Below are 24,215 nucleotides of genomic sequence, written 5' to 3'. Positions count from 1 at the left end.
TGCGATACGCGCCTGACCCTGCGGATTCAGGCGGGCGCCGGCACGGTGGCACACCGCGCGTCCGCGCGTCCGCCGGGTTGTTGACGCTTGTTCTGAGGGTCCATCACATCACGCGGGTGGCGTTCGACGTGGCTGTGTGGCCCTGTTGAGAGGGCTCCGTTTCGCCGGGGTATCCGGCGCTAGTCAGAGGGATCGGCGGCCCGGGCAGCCGCCCGGCCGCGATCTCGGTCCCGCAGCCGGACGGTAGCGCGTCCGAGAGCGCCGCAAGCTGCCTCACGTTGTCGTCGAGGTCTTTCCGTGCGGGCATGCCACGGCAATGGCGCGTCCCGGTATCGGGGCTCCGGCCGCAGAGTCGCCCTGGGCGGGATGAAACCCGGTGGATCCTCCGCCGGATGGTGGGGCCGCAGATGGCGCCCGCCGCCGGTGCGGCCCTCAAGGGATGCTGCCCGAACCCCCGATTTTCTGGCGCAGGGCCTCGACGAGGAATGTGGGGTGCTTTTGCATCCACAGCCAGGGGTCGGCGACCTCCGTGAACCTGGCCACCTTCACCATGAGCAGACTGCCGTTGTGCACGGCCTCGGAGACGACGAATCCCTCCGACTCGATGCTGCCGGTCTCCGGGCCGGCGAGCCGCAGGCTGTCGAGTTGGTCCGGCCCGATGGCGGAAGCCCGCACATCCCGTACAGGCCGGGATCACCGCCCGAGCCGCTCGACCGGTGCTCTGCCACCTCGGCTGTCTCCCCGCGCCGCCGTCCAGTGCGATCCATTCGCCGAGCGCAGCCGCGACCTCCTTGTGTCACCCCACCTGTGGCCTCCTACCTGTCAGTTGTGCGGATCCAAGGAGCGAAGCAGTTCGAGCAGCCCCTGCGCAGGGTGCAGTTGGTCGTCGGTGACGGGGTCGGGGCTGAAGTGCATCAGGCTGTTGCGGAAGTTCCGGCACTCCTCCAGAGCGGAGAGGAAGTGCTGCTGGTCGATGGCCCAGCCCAGCGCGGACCAGTTCTCGGACACCTTGAGCAGGTGGCCGTACGCGCCGAACGTCAGGTTGGCAGCGGAGTTCACCCGGGCGGCGCGGTGTCGGGGCACGACGGCGCGAATGCGCTCGATCGGGATGCAGCGGTCCACGATGCGGCGCAGGCGCTGTTCGATCTCTTCGACGAGCACGAAGGGGCGCACCCGGGTGCCGAACTGGACGGTGAGATCGGAGTCGGTGATCAGACCGCACACCTTGTGGTCATGGTCACGGACGAGGACGTAACCAGACTTCTGGATCGTCCCGATCCAGTCGAGCAGATCGTCGGACCGGTCCGCTTCCTGCGCCCGTACGGTGGCGGCGGCGAGATCTGCCGCGGGGTCAGCCATGCGGGCACGTCCGATCGACTCCCAGCTGACCACTCCGCGCAGCCGCCCGTCCGTGTCGAGCACGGGAAGCTGGCTGTAGTCGCGCAGGACCATGAGCGTCATCGCGGTGCCGAGGCTGTCCCCGACCCGAACGGACTCCGGCATGCGGTTGGCCGAATCGAGGTTGCTCACCCTGTATGCGACGGTGCGAGCCTGAGGGTCGTCGTCCGCCAGGTGTCCTGCGGCGTCCGCCGCGCTCTGGACCACGGCGGAGAGGCTCGTCGACCCGGTGAGCCGGGTCACGGCGCTCGTACCCGCCTCGTCCGGCTCCGCGCCGCCCGCCACGACTGCGATCTGGCTCTGGAGACTTCCTTCCGTGAACGGCGGTACGGTGACGAGGCCGCGCGCGTCCAGATCGTTCTGGATCTGCTCGACGACGGCAGGGTAGCGGCGCTGGAGGCCCCAGACGGCGAGGAAGTCCCGGACCGACAGGGTGAGTGGTTCGTCGGCGCTCCGCCGGCGGACTTCCTCGAAGAGCTTTGCCGGCTCGGTGAGGGTGGCGGCGAACTCGTCGGCGTCCGGACGGCCCGGGTCGGTCTTCCCGTCGGCGAGGGTGGCTATGCGCTCCGCCGCCCCGAACCGGCTGAGTTCGAAGACCGTCAGCAGGGAGCCCATGCTGTCCAGGAGATCCGACTGGATCGACTGCCGGTCGACGTCCTTGACGAGCCACTCGACGCGCCGGACATGGCGGGCCCCGTCGGCGGCGTGCGCCCGGTACTCGTACTCGCCCGAGACCCGTCCGATCGCTACGAGGAGCGATCTCTGCGGGAGCACGACGAGATCTCCGGGCTGTATCTCGTGGACGAAGCGGAAGAGCTGTCCGGTCCAGTTCCCCACGGTGTAAGGACCCTCGTCGGGGTAGGCGGAGGCCACGGCTGCCTTGATGTCGTCCCGTGCGGCGGTGGCGGAGAGATCCCCCAGCTCCCACCATCCGGCGATCAGGACGCCCTCCTCCAGGGCGGCCTGCTCCCGCTCGCCGTTCTCTCCCGCCCGTACGACCCAGGCCCGCATCCGGCCCCCTCCCCTGAGGAACATGACAAACGATCGTCTTGATCGCGTGGCGCGACTTTAGGCATGTGCGAGCCGGTCATGGTTGGCAAGGGCGAAAACTCGTCATCTCCGTGGCCGGTGGCGTGCGGGTTTCCACCAGCCGGGGATGGGGCCGTCGTTGCAGCCGTAGACTGATCAACAGCCGCGTGGCCGGGGCGAGGGCCGCGACGACCGTGTGGGGGAGAGCGCCGGTGAAACCCTTGGACCTCGATGTCGACCAGCGTGTGGTGGGGCCCTTCGAACTGCTCGCCCGGTTGGGGGAGGGTGGCATGGGCATCGCCTATCTGGCACGTCCGCTTCCCCTTGAGGGACTCAGCGAGGAGCTGACCGCCGCGTACCGGCTGGCCGAGGCGGACGGGGCGGAGAATCGGCTCGTGGTGGTCAAGATGGTCCAGCCCGGACTGCTGGACGGTCAGCCGCAGGCGCTGGAGCGGTTCGACCGGGAGATCGATGCCGTGCGCGCCGTCGTCAGCGACCGGGTCCCCGCACTGATCGCAGCGGCTCCGCCGCATTCCCTCCAGCCGTGGTTCGCCATGGACTACATTGCCGGGCCCAACCTGGCTTCCCTGGTGGCCGAGTCCGGTCCCCTCGGTCTGGGGCCGTGCGCCGCTCTCGGGCTCGCACTGGTGGATGCCTTGCGCGCGATACACGGTGCGAAGCTGCTCCATCGGGATTTCAAACCGGAGAACGTTGTCCTCGGCCCGGGCGGCCCCGTAGTCCTGGACTTCGGGCTCGCCGTCCTCGCCGAACGGCGGACCAGCCAGGCTCTGACCAAGCCGGGCGAGGCGTGGGGGACCTGGCCGTACGCCTCGTACGAGCAGCTGTACGACTTCCAGAGCGTCAAGGAGCCGGCGGATGTGTACGGTCTCGGGGCCGTGCTGTTCTTCGCGCTGACCGGCCGTCCTCCCTACGTCCTCCAGCCGCTGCTGACGCCCCCCGACTGGAACGGGGTCCATGCCGACTTCCGTCCCCTGCTCGGGCAGATCCTCGTTGCCACGGCCGGGCAGCGCCCCGACCTCGATCACGTGGACATGGAACTGCGGTCGATCCTCCATCAGGCAGACCTGACACCGGAGCTCGCCGCGGCGCAGCTCGCGGCTGTCGTCCAGGCCGCCGGGCTCACCCCTCAGCTTCCCGCAGAAGCCCTGTCCGATCACGTCGATCCGCTGGTGCAGGGGCTGGCACAGCAGGCGGTCGACGCCGGTGCCGCACCGGACGCCCCCTGGGCGGGAGGCGGGGCCGGGGATCCGTCCGGCATCGGACTCGGTTTCTACGGGATCGTGGACACGGACGAGATCGAGTGGGGGGCCGAGCAGGAGGTCGCTGCAGCGACCGAGGCGGAGGCCGAGCCCGGAGCGGGGGCAGGATCCGCGGGCTACACACCCACGCTCGTCGATCCGGCGATGGACCACCCCCAGGAGCCGGCCCATGGTCCGGACCCGTCCCCGTCGCCCGAACCGACGCCCGGGACGTCCGCGCTGCCCACGAGCTACCCCCTCGCGCCCCCGCGCTCCGGCGTCGAACCCCGGCCGCCGGCCCCGCCGCGAGCGGCCGTGCAAGTAGCCGCCCAGCTACGTGATGCATACGCGCACCGCGGGGCCCTGTAGGGGCGCGTACACGCCACGGGCATCGGCCCACGGCGCCCGGCGTGCCCCGTCGCGACGGACCCGCCTCTCGGACCGCGGCCGACCGCCTACCCTTCAAGGACCCACCATGACCCGAGAGGCAGGACCTTCCCCGATGCCCGACGCAGTGCCCGGCACCTCCGTGGCCCGCACCGACGCCCTGGTCACGCCGGCAGCCGAGGGGCCGCCGCCGGCCGGCACGGTCATCGAGGTGCGGGACGAGGAGTGGATGGTCCGCAGCAGCAGGCAGGTGCGGACCGGGGAATTCCTGATCGAGGCGGTCGGCGCCTCCGACCTGGTGCGCGGGCAGGAGGCCCGGTTCCTCGCGCCGACGATGGACCGGCCCCGCGTGCTGCGCCCCGAGGACACGAAGCTGATCGCCGACGGGTCACCGCACTTCCGGCGCAGCCGCCTCTTCCTGGAGGCCGTGCTCCGCAAGACCCCGCTGCCCCAGACGGAGCGCCGCCTGGCCCTGGCCGACGGCTTCCTCCTGGACCGCATGGACTACCAGCTGCGGCCCGCCGCGAAGGCCTTGGCCAACCCGCTGCGTCCGCGGCTCCTGATCGGTGACGTGGTGGGCCTCGGCAAGACCCTGGAGATCGGGGTGCTGCTCGGGGAGCTGATCCGGCGGGGCCGTGGTGAGCGCATCCTCGTCGTCACGCCGGCCCCGGTCCTGGAGCAGTTCCAGCACGAGATGTGGACGCGCTTCTCCCTGCCGCTGGTCCGCCTGGACAGCGCGGGCATCGCCCGCATCGAGCGGAAGATCCCGGCGGGACGCAACCCGTTCACGTACTACAAGCGCGTGATCATCTCCATGGACACGTTGAAGAACCCGCGCCGCTACCGCCCCTGGCTGGAGAACATCCACTGGGACGCCGTCGTCATCGACGAGTCCCACAACCTCATCAACCAGGGCAGCGACCGCAGGGCGCTCGCCGACCTCCTCGCCGAGCGCACCGATGCCCTGATCCTGGCCAGCGCCACCCCGCACAACGGCAACATGCCGGCCTTCACCGGCCTGATCCGCCTCCTCGATCCGATGGCGGTCAAGGACCCGGGCGACCCGAAGGCCGCCGAACTGGAGCACCTGATGGTGCGCCGCACCAAGGTCAGCGCCGAGGTCGCCGGCCAGCTGAAGGACTGGGCCCCGCGCGGCGACTCGCGACCCGTCCGGCGCCGGGCCAATGCCCTGGAGGAGGAGGTCTTCCAGGAACTCGCCGACCACTGGCTGAAGCGTCCGGCCGACGGCGCGGCGGCCAAGGCCGGCAACGAGGACCACCTCTTCCCCTTCGTCCTGCTGAAATCGTTCCTCTCCTCCCACCGGGCCCTGTTCGCCACGGCCCGCGACCGGCTCGCCAAGACCGGGCACGCCCTCACCGACAAGCACAAGATCACGCACGAGCCCCCGGCAGGCATCGCACCGGCCACGGCCGAGGCGGCATCGCTCCTGCGTCTGATGGAGCTCGCCCGTGCCATCGAGCGTGCGACCGCCGAGGGCAGCGCGCCGGGCGCGGCCTCCAAGCTGGCGGGCCTGGTCGACGAGCTGCGCGAGATCGGGGTCAAGGCCGGCAGCCCCACCCGCGCGGTCGTCTTCTCCGAACGCCGCGAGACCCTCGACTGGCTGGGCGAGGTGCTTCCGCCGCTGCTCGGCTGGACGGACCGGGAGGACGCCAAGGCGGCGGTGAAGGTCCTGCACAGCACCGGCGTCTCGGACCGCGTGCAGATGGAGTACGTCGACGAGTTCGCCCGCGCCGGCGGCGACGTCCGCCTCCTGCTCTCCGGCGACGGCGCGTCCGAGGGCGTCAACCTGCACCGCCAGTGCCACCACCTGATCCACTGGGACCTGCCGTGGAGCCTGATCCGCGTCGAGCAGCGCAACGGCCGCATCGACCGGTACGGGCAGACGGAGCAGCCTGAGTTCCGCGCGATGATCCTCGAATCCGCCGTCGAGGGCGCATTGGACGACACCCACGTCGCCGAGCGGGTCCTCGCCCGCGAGCAGAAGGTGCACGCGATCCTCGGCGCGGTGGAAGCGGCGACCAAGGAGAACGACGGCACGGTGGAAGAACGGCGCGTGATGGAGGCGCTGTTCAGGGGAGCGCCCCCGCAGGAGGCGGTGGCCGACCTGGAGGCCGTACCCCTCTCCGAGGGCGGGGAGCAGGCGCCGGAAGACCTGCCGCTCGCCCAGCGGCTGAACGCGGAGTTCGGCGCGAGCGGGGACCCCTATGACGACGCCGACTTCGGGTTCGACTTCGACACGGACTACGAGGACGAGATCGGCTTCGACTTCGACGACGTCTCCGACGACGCCCCCGGTGGCCCGTCGGGCCCGGCCGAGGAAGCACACGCACAGACTCCGGACGCTTCCACAGCCGACCAGGGTGCTGCCACCTCCCTCCGCTTCGTCGACGAACTGCGCCTCTTCACCGACCGCCGCGACTACGTCCTCACCGGCCTGGAGGAACTCGCCGACCTGGAGTCGTTCCGCCTGGACACCACCGTCGACGGAACCGACCTCAGCTTCGACACCCCGGAGGACCTCGCGGACCGGCTCGACGTCCTGCCCCCCGGCTATCTGCGCGACCACGGCATCACCCGGCGCATGAAGCTCACCTTCAGCACCAAGGACGCGGCCGACTCGCTCAAGCGGGCCCGCGAAGACGCCGACTCGCCCTCCCTCTGGCCGGACGCCCACTACGTCGGCGAGCTGCACCCCGTCCTGGAATGGATCACGGACAAGGTCCTCGTCCAGCTGGGCCGCCAGCAGGCGCCGGTGCTCCAGGTGGACCGTACCCGCGTGCCGGAACCGGTGTTCCTCACCCAGGGCGTCTGGTCCAACCAGGACGGCCGCCCGACCGTCGTGGCGTTCCTCGCCGTCGACCGGCTCGGCCACGGCGAACAACCGCGGGTCCGGAAGCTGACCCGTGAACTCCTCGCAGAACTCGGCCTGCGCCCCGACATGCCCGACCACTTCGCCCAGGGCGACCCGGACGCCCTCCAGCCGTTCGTGGCGGAGGCCGTGTCCGCCACCCGCCGCGCGATGGAGGAGCGCCGGGGGAAGGCGGAGGAGCTCGTCGACCAGCCGCTGCGGGAGTACCAGGAGCGGGTCGGCCTCTGGCGCGAGCAGCCCCTCCCCGGCTTCAGCGGCGGCCGCAGCGCGCGCGAGCGGGCCGCGGAGAACCTGGAGGCCGCCGCGACCCGTCTCCGTACCGCCGGCGCCGACCCGATGGTGCGGGTCCTGGCCGTACTGGAGCCCAGCTCGTGACCGTCACCACCGCGCAGGGCGCGGCCCACGACCCCCGTCCCACCCGTCACGTCATCCGGCAGGAGCGCCACGCGTGAAGTTCGACGCGCTGATCAACGAAGGCGAGTACTTTCCGCCCTTCTACCTGGACACGATCCTGCCCAAGCAGCTCAAGACCGGCCGCCTGAAGGAGTGGGCGGCCGAGGAACGCCACGGCCGCCCCACGCCGCGGCAGGGGCTGCGCGACCTCACCGGCCGCTACTTCGACGTACGCCTCACGGTCGGTGGCGAGGCGGAGAAGTACAACGTCCTGCCCGACCCGGACGCGCAGGCCGCCCAGCAGACGGCCGCCGAGGAACTGAAGGCGCACACCGGCCCGGACCAGCCGCCCGCCTTCCGACCCTCGGCAGGCCCGCGCACGTACGGAGACGGACCGGACGGGACCTGGCGGGCAGCCCTGGACTCCTGGCACACGGACGTCCTGAAGGCCCTCGGGTTCACCCCGAACCCCGGACACCTCACCCTCCACGGCGCCGCCGGACCGGTGGCCGTCCCCGTCGCCCACCACGAGCCCGGCATCGCCGTCCTGACCGGCGGCTTCGCCGACGACATCGCCGCCACCCGCGGCGACGGTCCTGCCAACCGGCTCGCAGCCCCCGTTCGCGTCGCCTCCGGCCGCACGCTCACCACGGTCACCGACCTCGCCGCCTGGCTGCTCGCCGCCGACGACGCCCCGCGGTACGCACTCCTCCTCTTCGGCGGCGTCATGGTCCTCGCCGACCGAGAGAACTACGCCCGCGGCCGACACCTCGCGGTCAGCCTGGAGGTGGCGCTGCCCCGCAAGGGCACGAAGGGCGCCACAGCCGGCGAGCTCGACGTGATCGCCGCCCTCTTCGGGGCGCAGGCGTTCCGCCCCGCCGAGGACGGCGGGGACGACGACATCGCCCGCCTGGTCGCCGAATCCCGCGACCACTCCGTCGGTGTGACCGAGACGCTACGCGAAGGGCTGAAGGAATCCGTCCAGCTGATCGCCAACGAGGTTCTGGAACGCGCCGGACAGCAGGGCGTCACCCCCGGTGACCTCCCGATCTGGCTCCCCGACCACCTGGTCGAGTCGGGCTCGCTCCAGCGCGTCCTCACCAAGGAGTCCCTGCGCTACCTCTACCGCGTCCTGTTCCTGCTGTACGCGGAGGCCCGCCCCGAGCTCGACATCCTCCCGATGAAGAGCGAGGAGTACGCCGCCGGCTACAGCGTGGCCCGGCTCCGGGAACTCGTCGTCCAGGAGAAGCTGTCCAGCGCATCGCGCGACCGCCACCACTTCCACGACTCCCTGGCCCTGCTCTTCGAGAAGGTCTTCACCGGCCACCCGGTCGCCGACACGGTCACCACCCGGGACGGATCGGCGGCCTCGGACGCCGACCTCCTCCCGGAGCTGACCGAGGACGACGGTTACGAGGGCGTCCGCATCGAGGCCCTGCGCTCCCGCCTCTTCGACCCCAATTCGATAAACCTCGTCGACCAGGAGATCGTCCACCCCGACGACCTCGACGCCGACCGCACCCCCCGGCCTGGGGCCCGCCGCCTCGACCTGCGGCTGCGCAACAAGGTCCTGCACCGCGTACTGCGCCACCTGACCATCGCCGAGGGCACCGGCCGCACCGGCCGCGGTGGCTTCATCTCGTACGCCAACCTCAGCATCAACCACCTCGGCGCGGTGTACGAGGGCCTGATGTCGTACACCGGCTTCATCGCCGACCAGCCGCTGTACGAGGTCGCCAAGGGCGGCAACCCCAGCGGCGGTTCCTGGCTGATCCGCCCCGACCAGGTCGCCTCCGGGCGCTACCCGGACGGCCCCGACGACAGTGTCTTCGTCAAAACCGACGTCAACCCCGAGACGGGGCAGCGGGTGGCGATCCCGCACAAGGTCGGCTCGTATGTCTACCGCCTCGCCGGCCGCGACCGGCAGACCAGCGCCTCGTACTACACCCCGGAGTCCCTGACCCAAGCCACCGTCGAGCAGACCCTCCGCTTTCGGCTCGACGAGAAGGGCGCCGTCGACCCCAAGGAGCCGGAGAAGGCGTGGGTCAACGCGGCCGACGTCCTGCGCTGGCGGGTCTGCGAACCGGCCCTCGGCTCCGGCGCGTTCCTCAACGAGGCCGTCAACCAGCTCGCCGAGCTCTACCTGCGGCTCGCCCAGCGGGAGCGGGGCGTGGAGATCGACCCCGAGGACTACCAGGCCGAACTCCAAAAGGCGAAGGCCTACATCGCCCTGCACAACGCGTACGGCGTCGACCTCAACGAGACCGCTGTCGAGCTGGCTGAGATCTCGCTGTGGCTGAACACCATGTACCGGGGCATGAAGGCCCCTTGGTACGGGCTCCACCTGCACCGGGGCAACTCGCTGGTCGGCGCGGCACGGAAGGTCTACCCGGGGAACAGCCTCAAGGACGGCGGCTGGCTGACGTCGAAGAACCAGCAGAAGCCGAGGCACGTACCGCTGGCGGAGAAGCTGAAGGCGCGGGAGGTGCACCAGTTCCTGCTGCCGGCGATGGGCTGGGGTTCCATCGGCGAGAAGGTGTCCGTCCGGAAGGTGGGCAAGGGGACACCGGAGGAGGTCCAGAAGGCAGTCGTTGACGGCGACGTCGTGGACTGGCTGGAGCCGGAGCTCGTCGAGGCGATGCGGAAGTGGCGCTCGGCGATGCGGCGGAACCCGAAGGGTGACCCGAAGAAGCGGGCGGCGGCGAGCACGCCGAAGAAGCGGGTGGCTGCGGCGGCGGTTCCTCCAGAGACGGAGGAACTGACCCTGGACCTCGGCCTGGACATCTGGGAGCAGCCCGCGCTGGCCGCTGGCGCGGCCGCGGCGGCCGGTCGGGAGTCTGAGGACGACCGGGAGCCCGGCGAGAAGACCCAGACGGGCCGGCTCATCCGGCTCGCCCGGCGCGTCGAGTTCCTGTGGGACCTGGTCGTCATGCGGCTGAAGCTGTCCGAGCAGGAGATCTCGCGGCACGTGGACGTGTGGGGAGCCACAGCGGGGAGCAACGAGGTGCGCCCGCCGGTGGACCGGGACGCGGTATTGGCTGCCCTGCACCGCATGGGCACCCCGTACTGGCGGCTCAAGCAGCTGATGGACACCTGGTGCGCGCTCTGGTTCTGGCCGCTGGAGAAGGTCGGGCAGCTCGACGGCTCGGATGACTCGTACTACCGGTCGGGCGCCGAGGACCTGCGCAGCCTTCCGAAGGACAGCCAAAGGCGCCGCGTGGCCCTGTCGGACCTCAACGACTGGCTGGAGTTCGCGGAGGCGGTCGTCGGGCGTGTGGACGCGACCTCGGAGGAGGGGCGGCAGGGCGCACTGCTGTCCTTCGACGGCGTGCGGAGCTTGGAGGAGCTCGACGCGAAGGAGCTCGAACTCGACGCCATGATGACCGACACGACGGCATGGTCCGATTCGCTGCACCTCGGTGACACGTTCCCCTGGTACGAGACGGCGGCCACGATCGCGCGGGAGCGGGGGTTCTTTCACTGGGAGTTGGACTTCGCGCACGTGTTCGCGGAAGGCGGGTTCGACCTGATGATGGGCAATCCGCCGTGGGTGCGGCAGGAGTGGGACGAGAACGCCGTCCTCGCGGAGATCGAGCCGTGGTTCGTGCTGGGCGGGAAGGACGCGGAGGCTGATCGGGGGAGGAATGTAGCCGAGGCGTTGAATCGGCTGGAGCACCGGTCGTTCTATCTGGACGAACTGGGGACCGTGGCGGGGGTGTCGGGGTTTCTGTCGTCGGTTGATACGTACCCGGAGCTGGTGGGTACGCGCCCGGACATGTACCGGGCGTTCATGCTGCTGGCGTGGAGGGCTGTTGGGGAGCGGGGTGTAGCTGGGCTGATCCACCCATCCACGCATCTGACAGGAACGAAGGAGGCACTCCTTCGAAAGGCGACGTATCGACACCTGCGGCTGCACGCCGACTTCGAGAACCAACGCTCTCTCTTCGCGAAGCCGGTGGGGCACAGCAGCCACTTCAGCGTCAATGTCTACGGAGGCTATCGGCAGGAGATTCGGTTCCAGCACCTCAGCTGGCTGTTCGCCCCGGAGGTGCTGAACGAGTCTGTTCGTGACAAGAAGGATCGGCCGCTCCCTGGCATCAAGCACAGGGGCAAGTGGGACGTCCGTCCCCACAAGGACCGTGTCCTGACGGTGGACGCAGGAGTGCTTGCGGACTGGCGAAGGCTGGCCGGTGAGGACAATCCGCCTCCGTTGGATGAGACAAGATTGCTCTTCCCTGTCACGAGGGCGGAGGAGGCTGGACTTGCCGCGATCGCCAGGTGGCCTCACAGGCTTGGTGGTCACAATGTGCGAATTAGCTCCGGCTATAACGAGAAGACTGACCGCACGGCGGGGTACTTCATCTGGGAGCCGGGGCCAGCGGAGACTTGGGGCGATGTCATCTTCCAGGGGCCCATGTTCGGTGTTGCGACGCCGTTCCTCCGTAAAGCGGCAGCGAGTGGGACAGGGGTCAATAGGCTGGAGGGCTGGAACGCGGGGGATTTGGCTGAGGGTGCCGTTCAGTACACGAACTACCGCCCGGCTGGTGACCGCGCCAAATATGTTGCCGCCCAGGATCGTTGGATAGACATGGGCCGCCTCGCCCAGCTCTGGAGCAGCTCGGCTGCGATTGCGGCTGCAGAAGCGGACGTCAAGGCGGCTGAGCCTGAGCTGGAGGAAGGCGACTTCAAACGAGCCGTCGAAGCGCTGCTGACTACGGCGAGTGCCCGCCCGTACTCGGAGTTCTATCGGGTCTCGTGGCGAGAGATGGTTGCATCTGACACCGAACGGAGTTTGTACGCCGTCCTCATGCCGCCGGGGGCCAACCACATTCACGCAGTACGCAGCGCCGCGCTGCCATCAGCGCGGCTCACTGCACTCGTAGCTGGCTTCTTCGCCTCCATCCCGCTTGATTACTTCCTGCGGAGTTCGGGGCGCGGTCACCTCGACATCTCCGATGCGAAGGTCATGCCCGCGCCCACTCCGGGGCACCCTCTCGAAGAGGGGCTGCTCCTTCGCACCCTCAGGCTCAACGCTCAAACCAACGCCTACGCTCCCCTCTGGGAAGAGCTCTACCACCCGGCCTGGCAGCAGGACGCCTGGGCTGCCTCAGCTAGCTGGCCTGATGGTATGCCATTGCTTACCGATGGTGTTGGGCACGCCTGGACCCGCGATACGCCCCTCCGCGCCGAGTTCGCGCGCCGCGCAGCCCTCGTGGAGATCGACGCGCTCGTCGCCGTCTGGCTCGGGATCAGCGCCGATGAACTGGTCGCCATGTACGACGCCAGGTTCCCAGTGCTCCAGCAGTATGAGGAGAACATGTGGTTCGACGCCGAGGGGCGGCGGATCGCCAAGGCGTATCAGCAGTACGGGTACGGGCAGCCGAAGGAAGCGTGGAAGCAGCTGAGTAAGCCCGAGGCGTTCCCGGACGAGCATGAGGTGCCCGACGGCTACACCGCGCCGCTCTACCGGGCCAACCGCAAGAAGGAGATGCGGGCCGCGCACACCGAGTTCACGCGGCGGATGCGGGAGGCTGGCTGGGAGCCCGGTGACACGCGGCCGCCGGAAGGCGCCGGGGCCTGACCCCAACCGATAGGCGGGAGCCCTGCCGTCCGACACGGACCGGCAGGGCTCTCGCGCGTACAAGCACTGGTTGTACTACTCCACCACGGCGAGCCCGACGAACCCCGCCCAGGCCTCGTGCGAGACCTGGAGGGTCGGCCCGGCCACGATCTTCGAGTCGCGGACATGGACGACTGCCGAGCCGGCCGCGATCTCGACGCACTGGCCGCCTTCGGTGCCGCTATAGCTGCTCTTGAACCAGGCGAGGGGCTCAGCGTTGTTCATAGCTCTCCCAGCAACTTCTCGATGAACTCCAGCGACTCTCGCGGGGTGAGAGCCTGCGATCGGATGATCCCATAGCGTGCGGCAGCGAGAACCGTCTGCTCCGGGTCCGTCTCCAGTGTGCTGGTGTTCTGGGCCTCGACGTACAGGAACTTCTTGCCGTCCTTGCGTGTGACGACCGTGAACGGGCCGTTCACGCCCGCGTTGTCCTCGCACTCGGCCGGCATGACCTGGAGCTCGACGTTGCGCCGCTGGCCGGCCAGAAGGAGGTGTTCCAGCTGACCGCGCAGGACTTGCTTGCCGCCGTACCGGTGGCGAATTACCGCTTCGTCCATCACGAAGCTCAGCAAAGGTGCGGGACGCCGGTCGAAGATGTCCTGTCGGGCCAGCCGGGCCGTCACGCGTTGCTCGATCGTCTCTTGGTCCAGTGGCGGGCGTCGCATCGCCAGAAGTGCACGCATGTACTCCTCCGTCTGGAGCAGGCCGTTGACCACGTGCGTGTCGTACACCAACAGCTCCATGGCCTGCTTCTCCAACTGCGCCATCCCCTGGAAGAACACCGGGTACTGCGCCTTCTCCACCTGCTCCTTCCACACCGTCAGCAGGCCGCCCGCGTCCAGCACCTCGTCCGCCCGGTCGATCGCCCGCGGTGGAGGGATCCTCCGCCCCTGCTCGAACGATGCAATGCTCGACGCCGAGTAGCCCAGGCGCTTCCCCAGCTCCTCGCGTTCCATTGCGGCCCGCACCCGCAGCGTCTTCAGGCTCTTCCCGAACGCCGTGACCACGCCCTGGCCGGACTCGTCCGCCGCCCGTCCGTCGTCGGCTGCCGCGGCCACCGGCTCCGGTGCTGCGCCCGCCTGTTCCTCCGCCATCGCGCCCTGCCTCCCCGGACGAACGCCCAGCCCTGGACGCCGTCACGCCGTGCCCCACGTACCGGCGCCGACACCGCGCGTACAGGGACTTCGCGTCGGTGCGTCACCACTGGTCACGCTACGCCACCACGAGGACCGTGGTGGTCATGACGAGCAACCTCGACCGCCACGGGTGTACCGCCCAACCCACCTGTACCGCGGCGCACTTGATCACTGCCCCTACTCCGCCGGATCGGGTCTTCGCCATGCGGTTCACCTCCACGCCCCGAGGCGCGCGGCTCGCCCGTCGGTTGGTGGCCGTCAGGCTCGACGAGTGGGGCGTGCCCTACGGGACCGGGCCGCACGAGGCGGTTGTGCTGATCGCCGCCGAGCTGGCGGCGAACGCGGTGCGGCACGGGTACGTCCCCGGGCGGGACTTCCAGCTCTGCCTCCGCGTCACGGCGGAGCCCCGGCCCGCCGCGCGGGTCGAGGTGAGCGATACCCGCGCCGAGCGGCTGCCACCTCGGCCCGGCAGTCTCGCGGCGCCTGGCCCCGGGCTCGCAGAGGGTGGCCGGGGGTTGCTGCTCGTCGAGGGGTTGGCCGCCCGCTGGGGCTGGCACCCGAGGGCCGAGGGACCTGGGAAGACGGTCTGGGCGGAGTACGAGATCCCCGGTGTGCCCGGGCCGGCCCCCGGCCGCTGACGAGGGCGGCCTGGCCGGATCCTGTCGAACCGGGTGGGACTGTCGGTCCCCCCTCGTAGAGTGGACCGTGATCGATCCTGGTCATCGCCTGTGAGCCGCCGGCGGCCGGCCGGATCGGACGCCATCACGGGACGGCAACGGGAAGACGGGGGCCACGCACGTCATGCGACCCACACTCGCCGCGCAGACGTTGCGCGACACCACGGTCGAGTACCTGACGACGACGTTCGCGCTGGCCGAGCCCGACACCCAGGAGGCGCTGGAGGAGTTCCTCACCGACCCGGCCGACGGCCTCTTCCGCGGGCCGTACCTGCGGATCCGGCGGCCCTTCCGGCCCGCGAGAGACGGGTGGCAGGAGCGGCTGGACTGGTATCCAGAGGAGTTCCAGCCGTACGCCCACCAGGCAGAGTCCTTCGCCCGGCTGACCAGCAAGGACAGGCACCGGCCCCAGCCCACGCTGGTGACCACCGGCACCGGCTCCGGGAAGACCGAGTCCTTCCTGATCCCCGTGCTCGACCACTGCCGACGGGAGCGGGCGGCCGGGCGGGCCGGGATCAAGGCGGTCCTGCTGTATCCGATGAACGCCCTCGCCGGAGACCAGGCGGACCGTCTCGGCCACCTCCTCGACGAGGACAAGCGTCTGGAGGAGGTCACGGCCGGGCTCTACATCGGCGAGGCCTCGTCCCGGGGCACCTCGCCGTACGGGCGCGTGATGGTGGACCGGGCGGAGATCCGCCGCAACCCGCCGGACATCCTGATCACCAACTACAAGATGCTCGACCTGCTGCTCCAGCGGCAGCAGGACGCCCCGCTGTGGGTGGACGCCGATCTGACCTACATCGTCATCGACGAGTTCCACACCTACGACGGGGCTCAGGGCACCGATGTGGCGATGCTGCTGCGCAGGCTCGCCGCCGTCGTCGGCGCCGCCGAGGACGGGCGGCCGCTGGACGGAATCTGCCCGGTCGCGACCTCCGCGACGCTCGGTTCCGCCGGTGGGGGCGAAGGCGGGCCGGGCGGGCCGCGGGCCATGCTGGACGTGGCCTCGCAGGTGTTCGGCGTGCGGTTCCCCGACGACGCGGTGATAGGGGAGGACCGGCGGGACGCCGAGGAGTTCCTGCTGCCCGTGGACCGCTCGCTGCCGCTCCCGTCGCCCGACGAGCTCGCCGGACTGCCGGACCCGGCACGCACCCCCGGTGGCCTCGACGCCGTCGCGCGCGCGACCCTCGGGTGCGATACGGCCGACCCGCGCGAACTCGGGAGGCGCCTGCTCGCGCACCCGCTCACCCACGAGCTGCTGCGGGCGAAGGACGCGCCGCTGACCGCGGTGGAGGTCTTGGAGACCTTCCCCGATGCCTCGGCCTGGCGTGCCGCGGTCGAGCGTGAGCCGGAGACCGCCGCTCTCGCCCTCGCGCGCTTCGTCGCGCTGATCTCGGTGGCGCGCGATCCGAAGCCGGGACCCGACGGGCGGGACCGGCCGCTGCTGCTCGTGGAGAACCATCTGTGGTTGCGGGCGCTGTCGCGGGTGCTGCGGTTCGTGGCTCCCCAGCCGGTGTTCGCCTGGTCGGACACGGACCAGGCCGCGCTCGCCGAGCAGGACCGCGCGGCGGTCGAGCGCCGGTCGCTGGCCGTGGCCGCGCAGACGGAGCGGGAGCTGCACGCGCGGCGGGCGGGGCGGCTGCCGGCCGCGTACTGCCGGCACTGCGGGCGGTCCGGCTGGGCGGCGATCTGCCCCGACCGCAACCCGCAGGACCTGCACCACGCGCCGGACGAGATCTACCGTGCCGCCGCGACCGGAGGCGCCGCGAAGGGGCGCGTTCGAGCCATGATCGCGGCTACCCCGGCCGAGGCCGCCGAGCAGGCCCGGGCCGTGCTCGCCCGCAGGGCCGCCCACCGGGGCCGCAAGGGCGCCGCCCACGATGCCAGCCTGCTGGTCCTGGAGGACAACGGGCGCGCCCTGCGCCGGCTCGACCCGGACGAGGTCCTGCCCGGCGGGGACGCGGGCGCTGTCGCCCCGGCGCCGGAGAACGGCGTCTACGTCTGGGCGTGGTTCGACAATCAGGAGAAGAGCGAGTACGCCCAGCAGGACCGATGCCCCGCCTGCGGGCAGAGCCAGGGCATCCGCTTCCTCGGTGCGGGTGTCGCCCCGCTCGCCTCGGTCGTCGTCACCCAGCTCTTCACCGGCGGTGAGCTGCCGAAGGCGGACGAACAGCAGCGGGACCGCCGCAGGACGCTCATCTTCAACGACTCGGTGCAGGACGCAGCCCACCGCGCGGGGTTCGTGGCCAGCCGCTCCTGGAAGTTCTCGCTGCGCTCCCTCATCCACGACCAGCTCGCGGCGGGGATCGGTGCGCGCCCGGAGTATGCGGCCGAAGGCGTTCCGCTCAACGAGCTGATCGCCTCCCTCGTGACCCGGGCCGCCGAGCCGGGGGAGCGGCTCCTCGCGGCTGTCGTACCGCCGGACCTTCATGACATGGACCCGGTGAAGCGGCTGCTCGACGGCAAGAAGAACATCCCGAAGCCGACGTGGGAGCTGGTCGGCGAGCGGCTCGCCTTCAACACGCTCCTGGAGTTCGGTCTCCACTCCCGGCTCGGCCGGACCCTGGAGCTGACCCGTACGGTCGCCGCCGAGGTGCACCTGCCCAATCCCGAGAGCGCGGCGCTGGCGGCCGAGGCGCTGTTTGACGTACACCGGCAGGGACAACTGCCGCTGGAGCCGGACGCGGACGACGATCCCGCGTCCGCCGCGCAGGGGCGGCCGTACGGTCCGCCCGCCGAGGGTGATCCTGAGCGGCTGCGGTTCTTCGAGGGGTACGTCCGCGGACTGCTCGAACACATCCGCCAGATCGGCGGCATCCACCACAAGTGGCTCGACCCCTTCATCGACGACGAGGGCCGCAACCGCCGGCTCCTCTCCATCGCCCGGGCCCCGGGCATGCCCGCGTTCGGACGTCACTCCGAGGTTCCGGCTTTCGTCCTGGTGGGCGCCCGCAGCGGACGTACCGAGTTCGAGCGGGTCGACACCCGCGACAGCTGGTACGTCGACTTCACCGGGCGCTGCCTCGGCCTGGACCGGGAAGCAGCCGGAAGGTACCTGGCCGAGCTCTTCGAGCAGCTCTCCGACAACGGGGTCGGCGCGCTGGCCCGGCGCCGGACCACCTCCGGCGACAGTCTGCAGGGACACGGGGTGTACGGGCTCACCCCCGGGCACATCCGCGTCCGGCCCCTGGACGACGAGCAGACCGGGCTCGCCGCCCTCACCTGCCCCGAGTGCGGTTGGACCCAGACCGTGGCGCCCGAGCGCGCCGCCGTCTGGCAGGGCACGCGGTGCCCGCTCAAGCGCTGCGACGGAACCCTGGCCCGGCCCTCCGCCGAGGCCGGTGGCCGGGCCGCCCGCGACTACCGGTCCGACTACTACCGGCGGCTCTACCGGGAGGCCGACCCGTACAGCGTGGTCGCCGCCGAACACACCGGTGTCCTCACCCGCAAGGAACGCGAGGAGGTGGAGAAGGGTTTCCGGCGGGGCGAGAAGCACACCGACCCGAACGTCCTCTCCTGCACGCCGACCCTCGAACTCGGCATCGACATCGGCCAGCTGGAGGCGGTCGTCCTCGCCTCGCTGCCGCCGACCACGGCCGGGTACGTCCAGCGGGTCGGCCGTGCGGGCCGCTCCACCGGCAACGCGTTCACGGTCTCGCTCGCCGACACCAGCCCCCGCGCGCTGTACCACCTCGCCGAGCCCCGGCACCTCATCGCCGGCCCGATCCTGCCGCCCGGCTGCTTCCTGTCCGCGGGCGAGCTGCTGTGCCGGCAGTACACCGCCTATCTCATCGACCGTGCGGCCAGGGGGTCCCTGGAGGGCGTCGGACCGCTGCCCGACCGGGTCACCGCACTCATGGGGCGCAACGGCTGGCTGAAGCGGTTCCGTGTGGCCGCCACCGCTCAGGCGGACCTCGTCGAGGACTTCCTGCGACTGTTCCCCGACATCGACGGCGTCCCCGGCTCCGGGGTTTCCCGGGACGCCCGCGCCACCGTGCGGCGGTACGCGCGGAAGAAGCTCGACGAGGAGCTGCGCGAGGCGGAGGCGGCGTGGGAGGCCGAGCGGGCCGAGCTGACCCGGCGGCGTGAAATGATCAACGACGCGGTCGAGTCCCTCCAGGAGGCCGTGGAGGACGAGGCCCGGGAGAAGCGGAACCTCGCCCGAGAGGCGTCCGGGGTCTCCTCGCGCCTCCAGACGATGGCCCTCGCCGACGCCCAGGGCTTCCTCGTCGAGCACGGTCTGCTGCCGAACTACAGCCTCGTCGAGGACGGGGTGCGCCTGGAGGCCATGCTCAACCACAAGGAGCCGGTGCGGAAGAAGCGCGGCGAAGACGCGGCGGGCGCCCAGGGTGCCGCCGAGGCGCGGTGGCGGAGCGAGCCCCGCGTCTACGAGCGGCCCGCCGAGGCCGCGCTCACCGAACTCGCCCCGGGCAACGCCTATTACGTCCGCGGCTACCGGCACGTCGTCGACGGCTTCGACCTCGGCCCGGCCCGGAAGGACACGCCCGACGGCAACCCTGTCGGACTCCAGCTGTGGCGGGTCTGTAAGGAGTGCGGCCACGTCCGTACCGGCGACCGGGCCGAACAGGACACCTCGGCCTGCCCACGCTGCGGCGGCACCGGCATCGGTGGACGCACCGCCCTGCACCAGGTCGTCGTACCCCGCAAGGTCACCGCCCATGACAAGCGGGACGACGCGCGGATCGTCGACGACCACGACAGCCGCATGCGAACGCCCTACACCACCGTCACGGCCGTCGACATCGACCCGGCCGACATCAAGGAGACCTGGCGGCACCAGAAGACCACCTTCGGGGTCGACCACGTCCGCGAGGCCGTCATCCGCCGCTTCAACCTCGGCAAGACCCGGCACGGCCGACGCAACGACACCTTCTTCGCAGGGCAGGAGACGACGGTGACCGGGTTCACCGTCTGCCCGCGCTGCGGCGGCGCCACCGACCGCGAACCCGGCCACGGCCCCGCCCAGGAATCCCTCAGCCAGTCCCTCCTCGGCCGGACCGAACTGGCCCACCACCGGCCCTGGTGCGTGGTCCGGCGCCGCGACAAGCAGGCCGGCCCCCAGGACGTGCGGGTGATCACCGCCACCGAGCACAGGACCGAAGCCCTCCGCATCCTGCTGCCCGCCGCCACCCTCAACGTCCCCGAACGCCTGGCCTCCTTCTCCGCGGCCCTCCATCTCGGCCTCGCCCTGCGCTATGGCGGAGATCCCGCGCACATCCGCTCCGCCGCCGCCACCGAACCCGACCGGGAGAGCGACCTCACCCGCAACTACCTGGTGCTCTACGACGCCCTGCCCGGCGGCACCGGCTACCTCCAGCGCCTGGCGGACCGCGAAGGAGAGGAATTCCGTGCGGTCCTCGCCGAAGCCCAGCAGCGCCTGCGCGACTGCCCCTGCAAGGACACCCCGCGCCGCACCTGCCACCGCTGCCTGCTGCCCTACGCCCTCGAAAGGGACTACAAGGACACCGACCGGCAGGAAGCCTTGTGGATGCTCGACAGCCTGCTCGGCCCCGACGGCGGCAGCGGATGGGACGTCCGCAGGGAAGCCCCGGACGCCGAACTGCGCTTCGTCGACCAGGCGGAGAGCGACCTGGAACGCCGCTTCATCGAATGCCTCGACCGGTGGCTCGCCGCCCCCGGCAACGCCGTCGAGGCCGGCCACACGGAGACGCCCACCGGCAGGCAGGGCAAGCAGTTCGCCCTGACCAGGCCCGACGGCCAGGTCGTGCGCTGGGAGGTCGTCGCCCAGAAGGACCTCCACGGCTACCGCACCCGCCCCGACCTGCTCTTCCGGCCGGTCGCTGGGGACACGACCAGTGAGGGGGCACCGCCGCTGCCGATCGCCGTCTACCTCGACGGCTACCGCTGGCACGCCTCGGCCCGGACCAACCGCATCGCTTCCGACGCCGCCAAGCGCGCCCGGCTGCGCGCCGACGGCATACTGGTCTGGCAGATCACCTGGGACGACGTCGCCGCATGGGACCACGCCCTGAAGGGCACCCCGGAACCGGAGGCCGACGCGGCCCCCGACCCCCTCGCCGCCGTCGTTGCCGGGCCCGCGGCCGACGCGGCCTGGCCGCCGTACGACGTGACGAACCCGGCGGGGCCCGGTGCCAAGGTGCGCGCCCTGTGGGAAACGCAGCGGCGTGATCCCGCGGACGTCGACGCGCTGTACGCCGGAGCCGTCCCCGCGCTGCTGGCGTTCCTGCGCGATCCCCGGCCCGCCAAGTGGCAGCAGCTGGCGACCCTGGCCGTCAGCGCACCCGCCGCCCTCCGGCAGCGGGAACTCGTCGACGCGGACCCGGCTTCCGCGATCGGCTGGATCGAGGCCGCGGTGCGCGACGAACCCCTGCCGGGCGTCATCGGGAAGGGGGTCAGGCTGCTGCGCCTCCACGACGGCTCGGGCCTGCCCCTCGTCCTCGTTGCCGCCCCGCGCGCTGACGGCAAGACCTACCGGTGGAGCGGCCTCGCCGTCCTGGACGACCGGGACGAAGCGGTCGAAGGCGACCGCCCCGACCACCGGCGCCGGTGGAAGGCGTGGCTGTGCTGGGGGAACGTCATCCAGTTCCTCGACCCCACCGGCTCCGGCCAGGCCGACGGACTCGCCCTGGCCCGCACCACGCTCGACGGATTCGACGCCTCACTCTTGGCGGCCACGGCCGGTCCGGTCACCGGACTGCTGCCCGCGCTGCGCGCGGAAGCGCACGGCACGGGCTTCCAGGCCCCCGAGGCCGAGGCCGACGCGGAGCCCGGAAAGTCGGAGCCCGGGGAAGCGGAAGCCCCCGCGGTACCGGCCGCGACGGTAGGCCAGCAGGACCGGGCGGCCGAGGCCCCTGAGGCTGCCGTGATCCCCCTCGAACAGAGCGCCTGGCAACTGGTTCTGGGCGAGCTGTCGAAGTACGGCGACCCCGATGTCGCGGAGTTCGCCGAGCGGCTCGCGGCGCGGGGTGACGTCCCTGCCGGCCGGGCGGGCTGGGATGTCGACGGAGTGCCGCGCACCGTCGAACTCGCCTGGCCCGACCGCGGTATCGGTGTCGTCCTGGGCGAGGACGCCGAGGACAGCGAGTACATGACGCGCTGTGCCGCGGCGGGCTGGCACGTGCGCGCACCGCGCGAGTGGGACGTCGACGAGCTCGCCCGCATGCTGGGCGAAGAGGGGGGCACACGATGACTCATGCGGCAGGGCGGCCGGCAGGTCCCGCCAGGACCCGTGTCCGGGCGAGCCGCCAGGCTGGCGCGGACATCGCCCGGCGCGGCGGGGCGGTACGGGACGCGGTCGGGACCTTCGTCCGCCGACTGCGGGCCGACCGCCACAACAAGGCGCTGAGCCTGACCTTCCTGCGCGCCGCCGGAGACGACGGAGACCTGTACCTCGCACGCGTCGACGCCCGGTGCATGGTCCTGCTCCTCTCGACGGAGGACGGGGACGAGCTCCAGCTCCTCGCCGTGCGCGACGGTGCCCATGCCCGCGACGAACTCGCCCGGCTCACCGTCGGCATCAACTCCGTGTCGGGAGCGGTCGAGGTCGTCGACCAGAGCGAGGTCGCCGCCAACGTCGTCGCCCTGTCCGAGCGACCCGAGACCGGTGCGACGGCGCCCGCCACTGTCGAGCCCCTCCGACCGGCCACCGGTGGGGCACCCACCGCGTCCACGAGCAGTCTGCGCCCCCCGCTCTTCGCCGCCCAGGACGACCAGCGCCTCATCGAACTCGGCGTGGTGCCGTCCCTGCTGCCGGCCATCCGGAAGATCACCACCGACGAGCAGTTGGACAAGCTGCTCACCCACAACCTCCCGGAACTCACCCGCGATGTCCTGGTCGCCCTGCGCGACCACGTGGACCCCGCGGATGTGGAACGCCTGATCACGAGCACATGGCGCCCCGAGGGCGAGGCAGTTGACGTCCGTGACTGGGCGGGCGCCGCCCGGCGCGCCGTCTCCCAGGCCGAGACCGACGACGACGCCGTCCTCGAAGCCCTCGGCAACGGGTTCGACGCCTGGCGGCTGTTCCTCCACCCGGAACAGCGGCGGCTCGCCGTCGGCGACTTCAAGGGTTCGGCCAAGGTGACCGGCGGCCCCGGCACCGGCAAGACGGTCGTCGCCCTGCACCGTGTCCGGCACCTCGTCGACCGGCTGCCCCCCGGCCACACCCGCGCCGTGCTGCTCACTACGTACAACACCAACCTCGCCCTGGAACTACGTGAACGGCTGCGGGATCTCGGCGGCGATGAACTGCTGCGCCGGGTCGACGTCAAGTCCGTCGACGTGCTCGCCCGCGAGATCGTCCAGGAGTCCCGCACGGATATCGGCAGGCCGCTGGACGACGAGGCGGCCATGAACCTGTGGCACGAAGTGCGCGTCGAGACCGACATGTTCGACTACGACGCAGAGTTCCTCGACACCGAGTTCAAGCACGTCATCCTCGCGAACCGGTGCGGCTCATGGGACCTCTACCGGCGAGTTGGTCGCACCGGTCGCCCCCGCATCACCACACCTCAGCGACACGACGTGTGGCAGCTCGTCCAGGAGTACCAGGCCCGCCTGGACGCCCATCCGCGGCGGACGACGTACGCGATCATCGCCGACCAGGCGGCCGGCCTCGAACAGCGCCGCATGGCCCGCGTCGAGGAACAGGCACGCCACAAGGCCGAGCAGGGCGGCCTCGACCTCATCCACCGGGAGGCGGGCAGCGGCATGTGGCTCACGCCCCGGTACCGCCACATCGTGGTCGACGAGGCACAGGACCTGTCCGCCTCGCACTGGCGGATGCTCCGCGCCATGGTCAGCAAGGGACCCAATGACATCTTCCTCGTCGGGGACGCCCACCAGCGGATCTACGGCAGCCGCGTCGTCCTGAGCCACCATGGCGTCGAAGTCCGGGGACGGGCCTCACGGCGCCTCACGCTCAACTACCGCACCACCCGGCAGATCCTGGGCAGCGCCAACCGCCTGATCGCCGGTGAGTCCTTCGATGACCTGGACACCTCCACCGACACGCTCGACGGCTACCGTTCCGTGCTCACCGGACTCGCCCCACAGTTCTGGCGTGCCCCCGACCGGACTACCGAGATGAGGGCGGTGGCCACCCTCATCAAGGAACGTCACGACGTCCACGGCACGGCCTATTCGGCCATGGCCGTCGCCGTGCCCGACGGAGGCTCCGCCCAGGAGTTCGCCAACGTTCTCGCCCTGGAGCCGTTCGGGATTCCGGTCGTCCCGCTGGGCAAGGAAGGCGTGCGCTCGGACCGGGACGCGGTGCGCATCGGCACCATGTACCGGTTCAAGGGCCTCGAATTCCAGCGCGTCTTCCTCACGTCCGTCGGCGAGGGACAGGTGCCGCGCCAGAGCATCGAGCAGTACCGACTCGCCAACCCCGACCGGTACCGGCTGGAGGAACAACGCGCCCGG

Annotated in this window: 9 protein-coding genes and 1 pseudogene; 6 read left to right on the top strand and 4 right to left on the bottom strand. The window is 71.0% G+C overall.

The window, feature by feature from the left end:
• Window positions 1–432: 432 nt before the first annotated feature.
• A complete protein-coding gene (locus tag ACFVGY_RS05435) occupies window positions 433–675 on the bottom strand; it encodes a hypothetical protein (RefSeq protein ID WP_385671346.1) in 243 nt (80 codons plus the stop codon).
• A 147-nt stretch (window positions 676–822) separates the two neighbouring features.
• Entirely contained in the window at window positions 823–2,433 is a 1,611-nt protein-coding gene (locus ACFVGY_RS05430) for a CBS domain-containing protein (RefSeq protein WP_385671343.1), read from the bottom strand.
• Between the two features lie 206 nt (window positions 2,434–2,639).
• Between ACFVGY_RS05430 and ACFVGY_RS05425 the strand changes: the two genes are divergently transcribed.
• From ACFVGY_RS05425 to ACFVGY_RS05415, 3 genes are all read left to right on the top strand, one after another.
• Window positions 2,640–4,055, top strand: a complete 1,416-nt coding sequence (locus tag ACFVGY_RS05425) for a serine/threonine-protein kinase (protein WP_385671340.1) — start codon at window positions 2,640–2,642, stop codon at window positions 4,053–4,055.
• Window positions 4,056–4,188: 133 nt separating this feature from the next.
• Complete coding sequence (locus ACFVGY_RS05420) at window positions 4,189–7,338, top strand: SNF2-related protein (RefSeq protein ID WP_385671337.1); 3,150 nt, start codon at window positions 4,189–4,191, stop codon at window positions 7,336–7,338.
• Between the two features lie 73 nt (window positions 7,339–7,411).
• Entirely contained in the window at window positions 7,412–12,937 is a 5,526-nt protein-coding gene (locus ACFVGY_RS05415) for an Eco57I restriction-modification methylase domain-containing protein (RefSeq protein ID WP_385671334.1), read from the top strand.
• Between the two features lie 75 nt (window positions 12,938–13,012).
• On the opposite strand, the gene ACFVGY_RS05410 is transcribed toward ACFVGY_RS05415, so the two are convergent.
• Together ACFVGY_RS05410 and ACFVGY_RS05405 are read right to left on the bottom strand one after the other, a co-directional pair.
• A complete protein-coding gene (locus ACFVGY_RS05410; RefSeq protein WP_385671331.1) occupies window positions 13,013–13,201 on the bottom strand; it encodes a DUF397 domain-containing protein in 189 nt (62 codons plus the stop codon).
• A complete protein-coding gene (locus tag ACFVGY_RS05405) occupies window positions 13,198–14,070 on the bottom strand; it encodes a helix-turn-helix domain-containing protein (protein ID WP_385671328.1) in 873 nt (290 codons plus the stop codon). Before ACFVGY_RS05405 ends, ACFVGY_RS05410 begins: the two co-directional genes overlap by 4 nt.
• 146 nt (window positions 14,071–14,216) lie before the next feature.
• Here ACFVGY_RS05405 and ACFVGY_RS05400 point away from each other — a divergent pair, with 146 nt between their 5' ends.
• The 3 genes and pseudogenes from ACFVGY_RS05400 to ACFVGY_RS05390 all read left to right on the top strand — a co-directional run.
• Window positions 14,217–14,750, top strand: coding sequence for an ATP-binding protein (locus ACFVGY_RS05400; RefSeq protein WP_385671325.1), 534 nt, complete (start codon window positions 14,217–14,219; stop codon window positions 14,748–14,750).
• A gap of 163 nt (window positions 14,751–14,913) precedes the next feature.
• Window positions 14,914–21,981, top strand: a complete 7,068-nt coding sequence (locus ACFVGY_RS05395; protein ID WP_385671322.1) for a DEAD/DEAH box helicase — start codon at window positions 14,914–14,916, stop codon at window positions 21,979–21,981.
• Window positions 21,978–24,212 (top strand): annotated as a pseudogene (locus ACFVGY_RS05390) (UvrD-helicase domain-containing protein); the annotation flags it as partial. The gene ACFVGY_RS05395 and the pseudogene ACFVGY_RS05390, both read left to right, overlap by 4 nt.
• Between the last annotated feature and the right edge of the window lie 3 nt (window positions 24,213–24,215).

It is taken from the genome of Streptomyces sp. NPDC127106, assembly GCF_042677605.1.
In the GTDB taxonomy this organism is placed as follows: domain Bacteria; phylum Actinomycetota; class Actinomycetes; order Streptomycetales; family Streptomycetaceae; genus Streptomyces.
The sequence above is the reverse complement of the archived record's forward strand: the minus strand, read 5'-3'. Positions and strand labels throughout refer to the sequence as shown.

What these genes read in the sequence shown, in the direction of transcription:
- ACFVGY_RS05430 (WP_385671343.1), bottom strand. Translation starts at nt 2,433, where the DNA reads ATGTTCCTCAGGGGAGGGGGCCGGATGCGGGCCTGGGTCGTACGGGCG.
- ACFVGY_RS05420 (WP_385671337.1), top strand. Translation starts at nt 4,189, where the DNA reads ATGCCCGACGCAGTGCCCGGCACCTCCGTGGCCCGCACCGACGCCCTG.
- ACFVGY_RS05410 (WP_385671331.1), bottom strand. Translation starts at nt 13,201, where the DNA reads ATGAACAACGCTGAGCCCCTCGCCTGGTTCAAGAGCAGCTATAGCGGC.
- ACFVGY_RS05405 (WP_385671328.1), bottom strand. Translation starts at nt 14,070, where the DNA reads ATGGCGGAGGAACAGGCGGGCGCAGCACCGGAGCCGGTGGCCGCGGCA.
- ACFVGY_RS05400 (WP_385671325.1), top strand. Translation starts at nt 14,217, where the DNA reads ATGACGAGCAACCTCGACCGCCACGGGTGTACCGCCCAACCCACCTGT.
- ACFVGY_RS05395 (WP_385671322.1), top strand. Translation starts at nt 14,914, where the DNA reads ATGCGACCCACACTCGCCGCGCAGACGTTGCGCGACACCACGGTCGAG.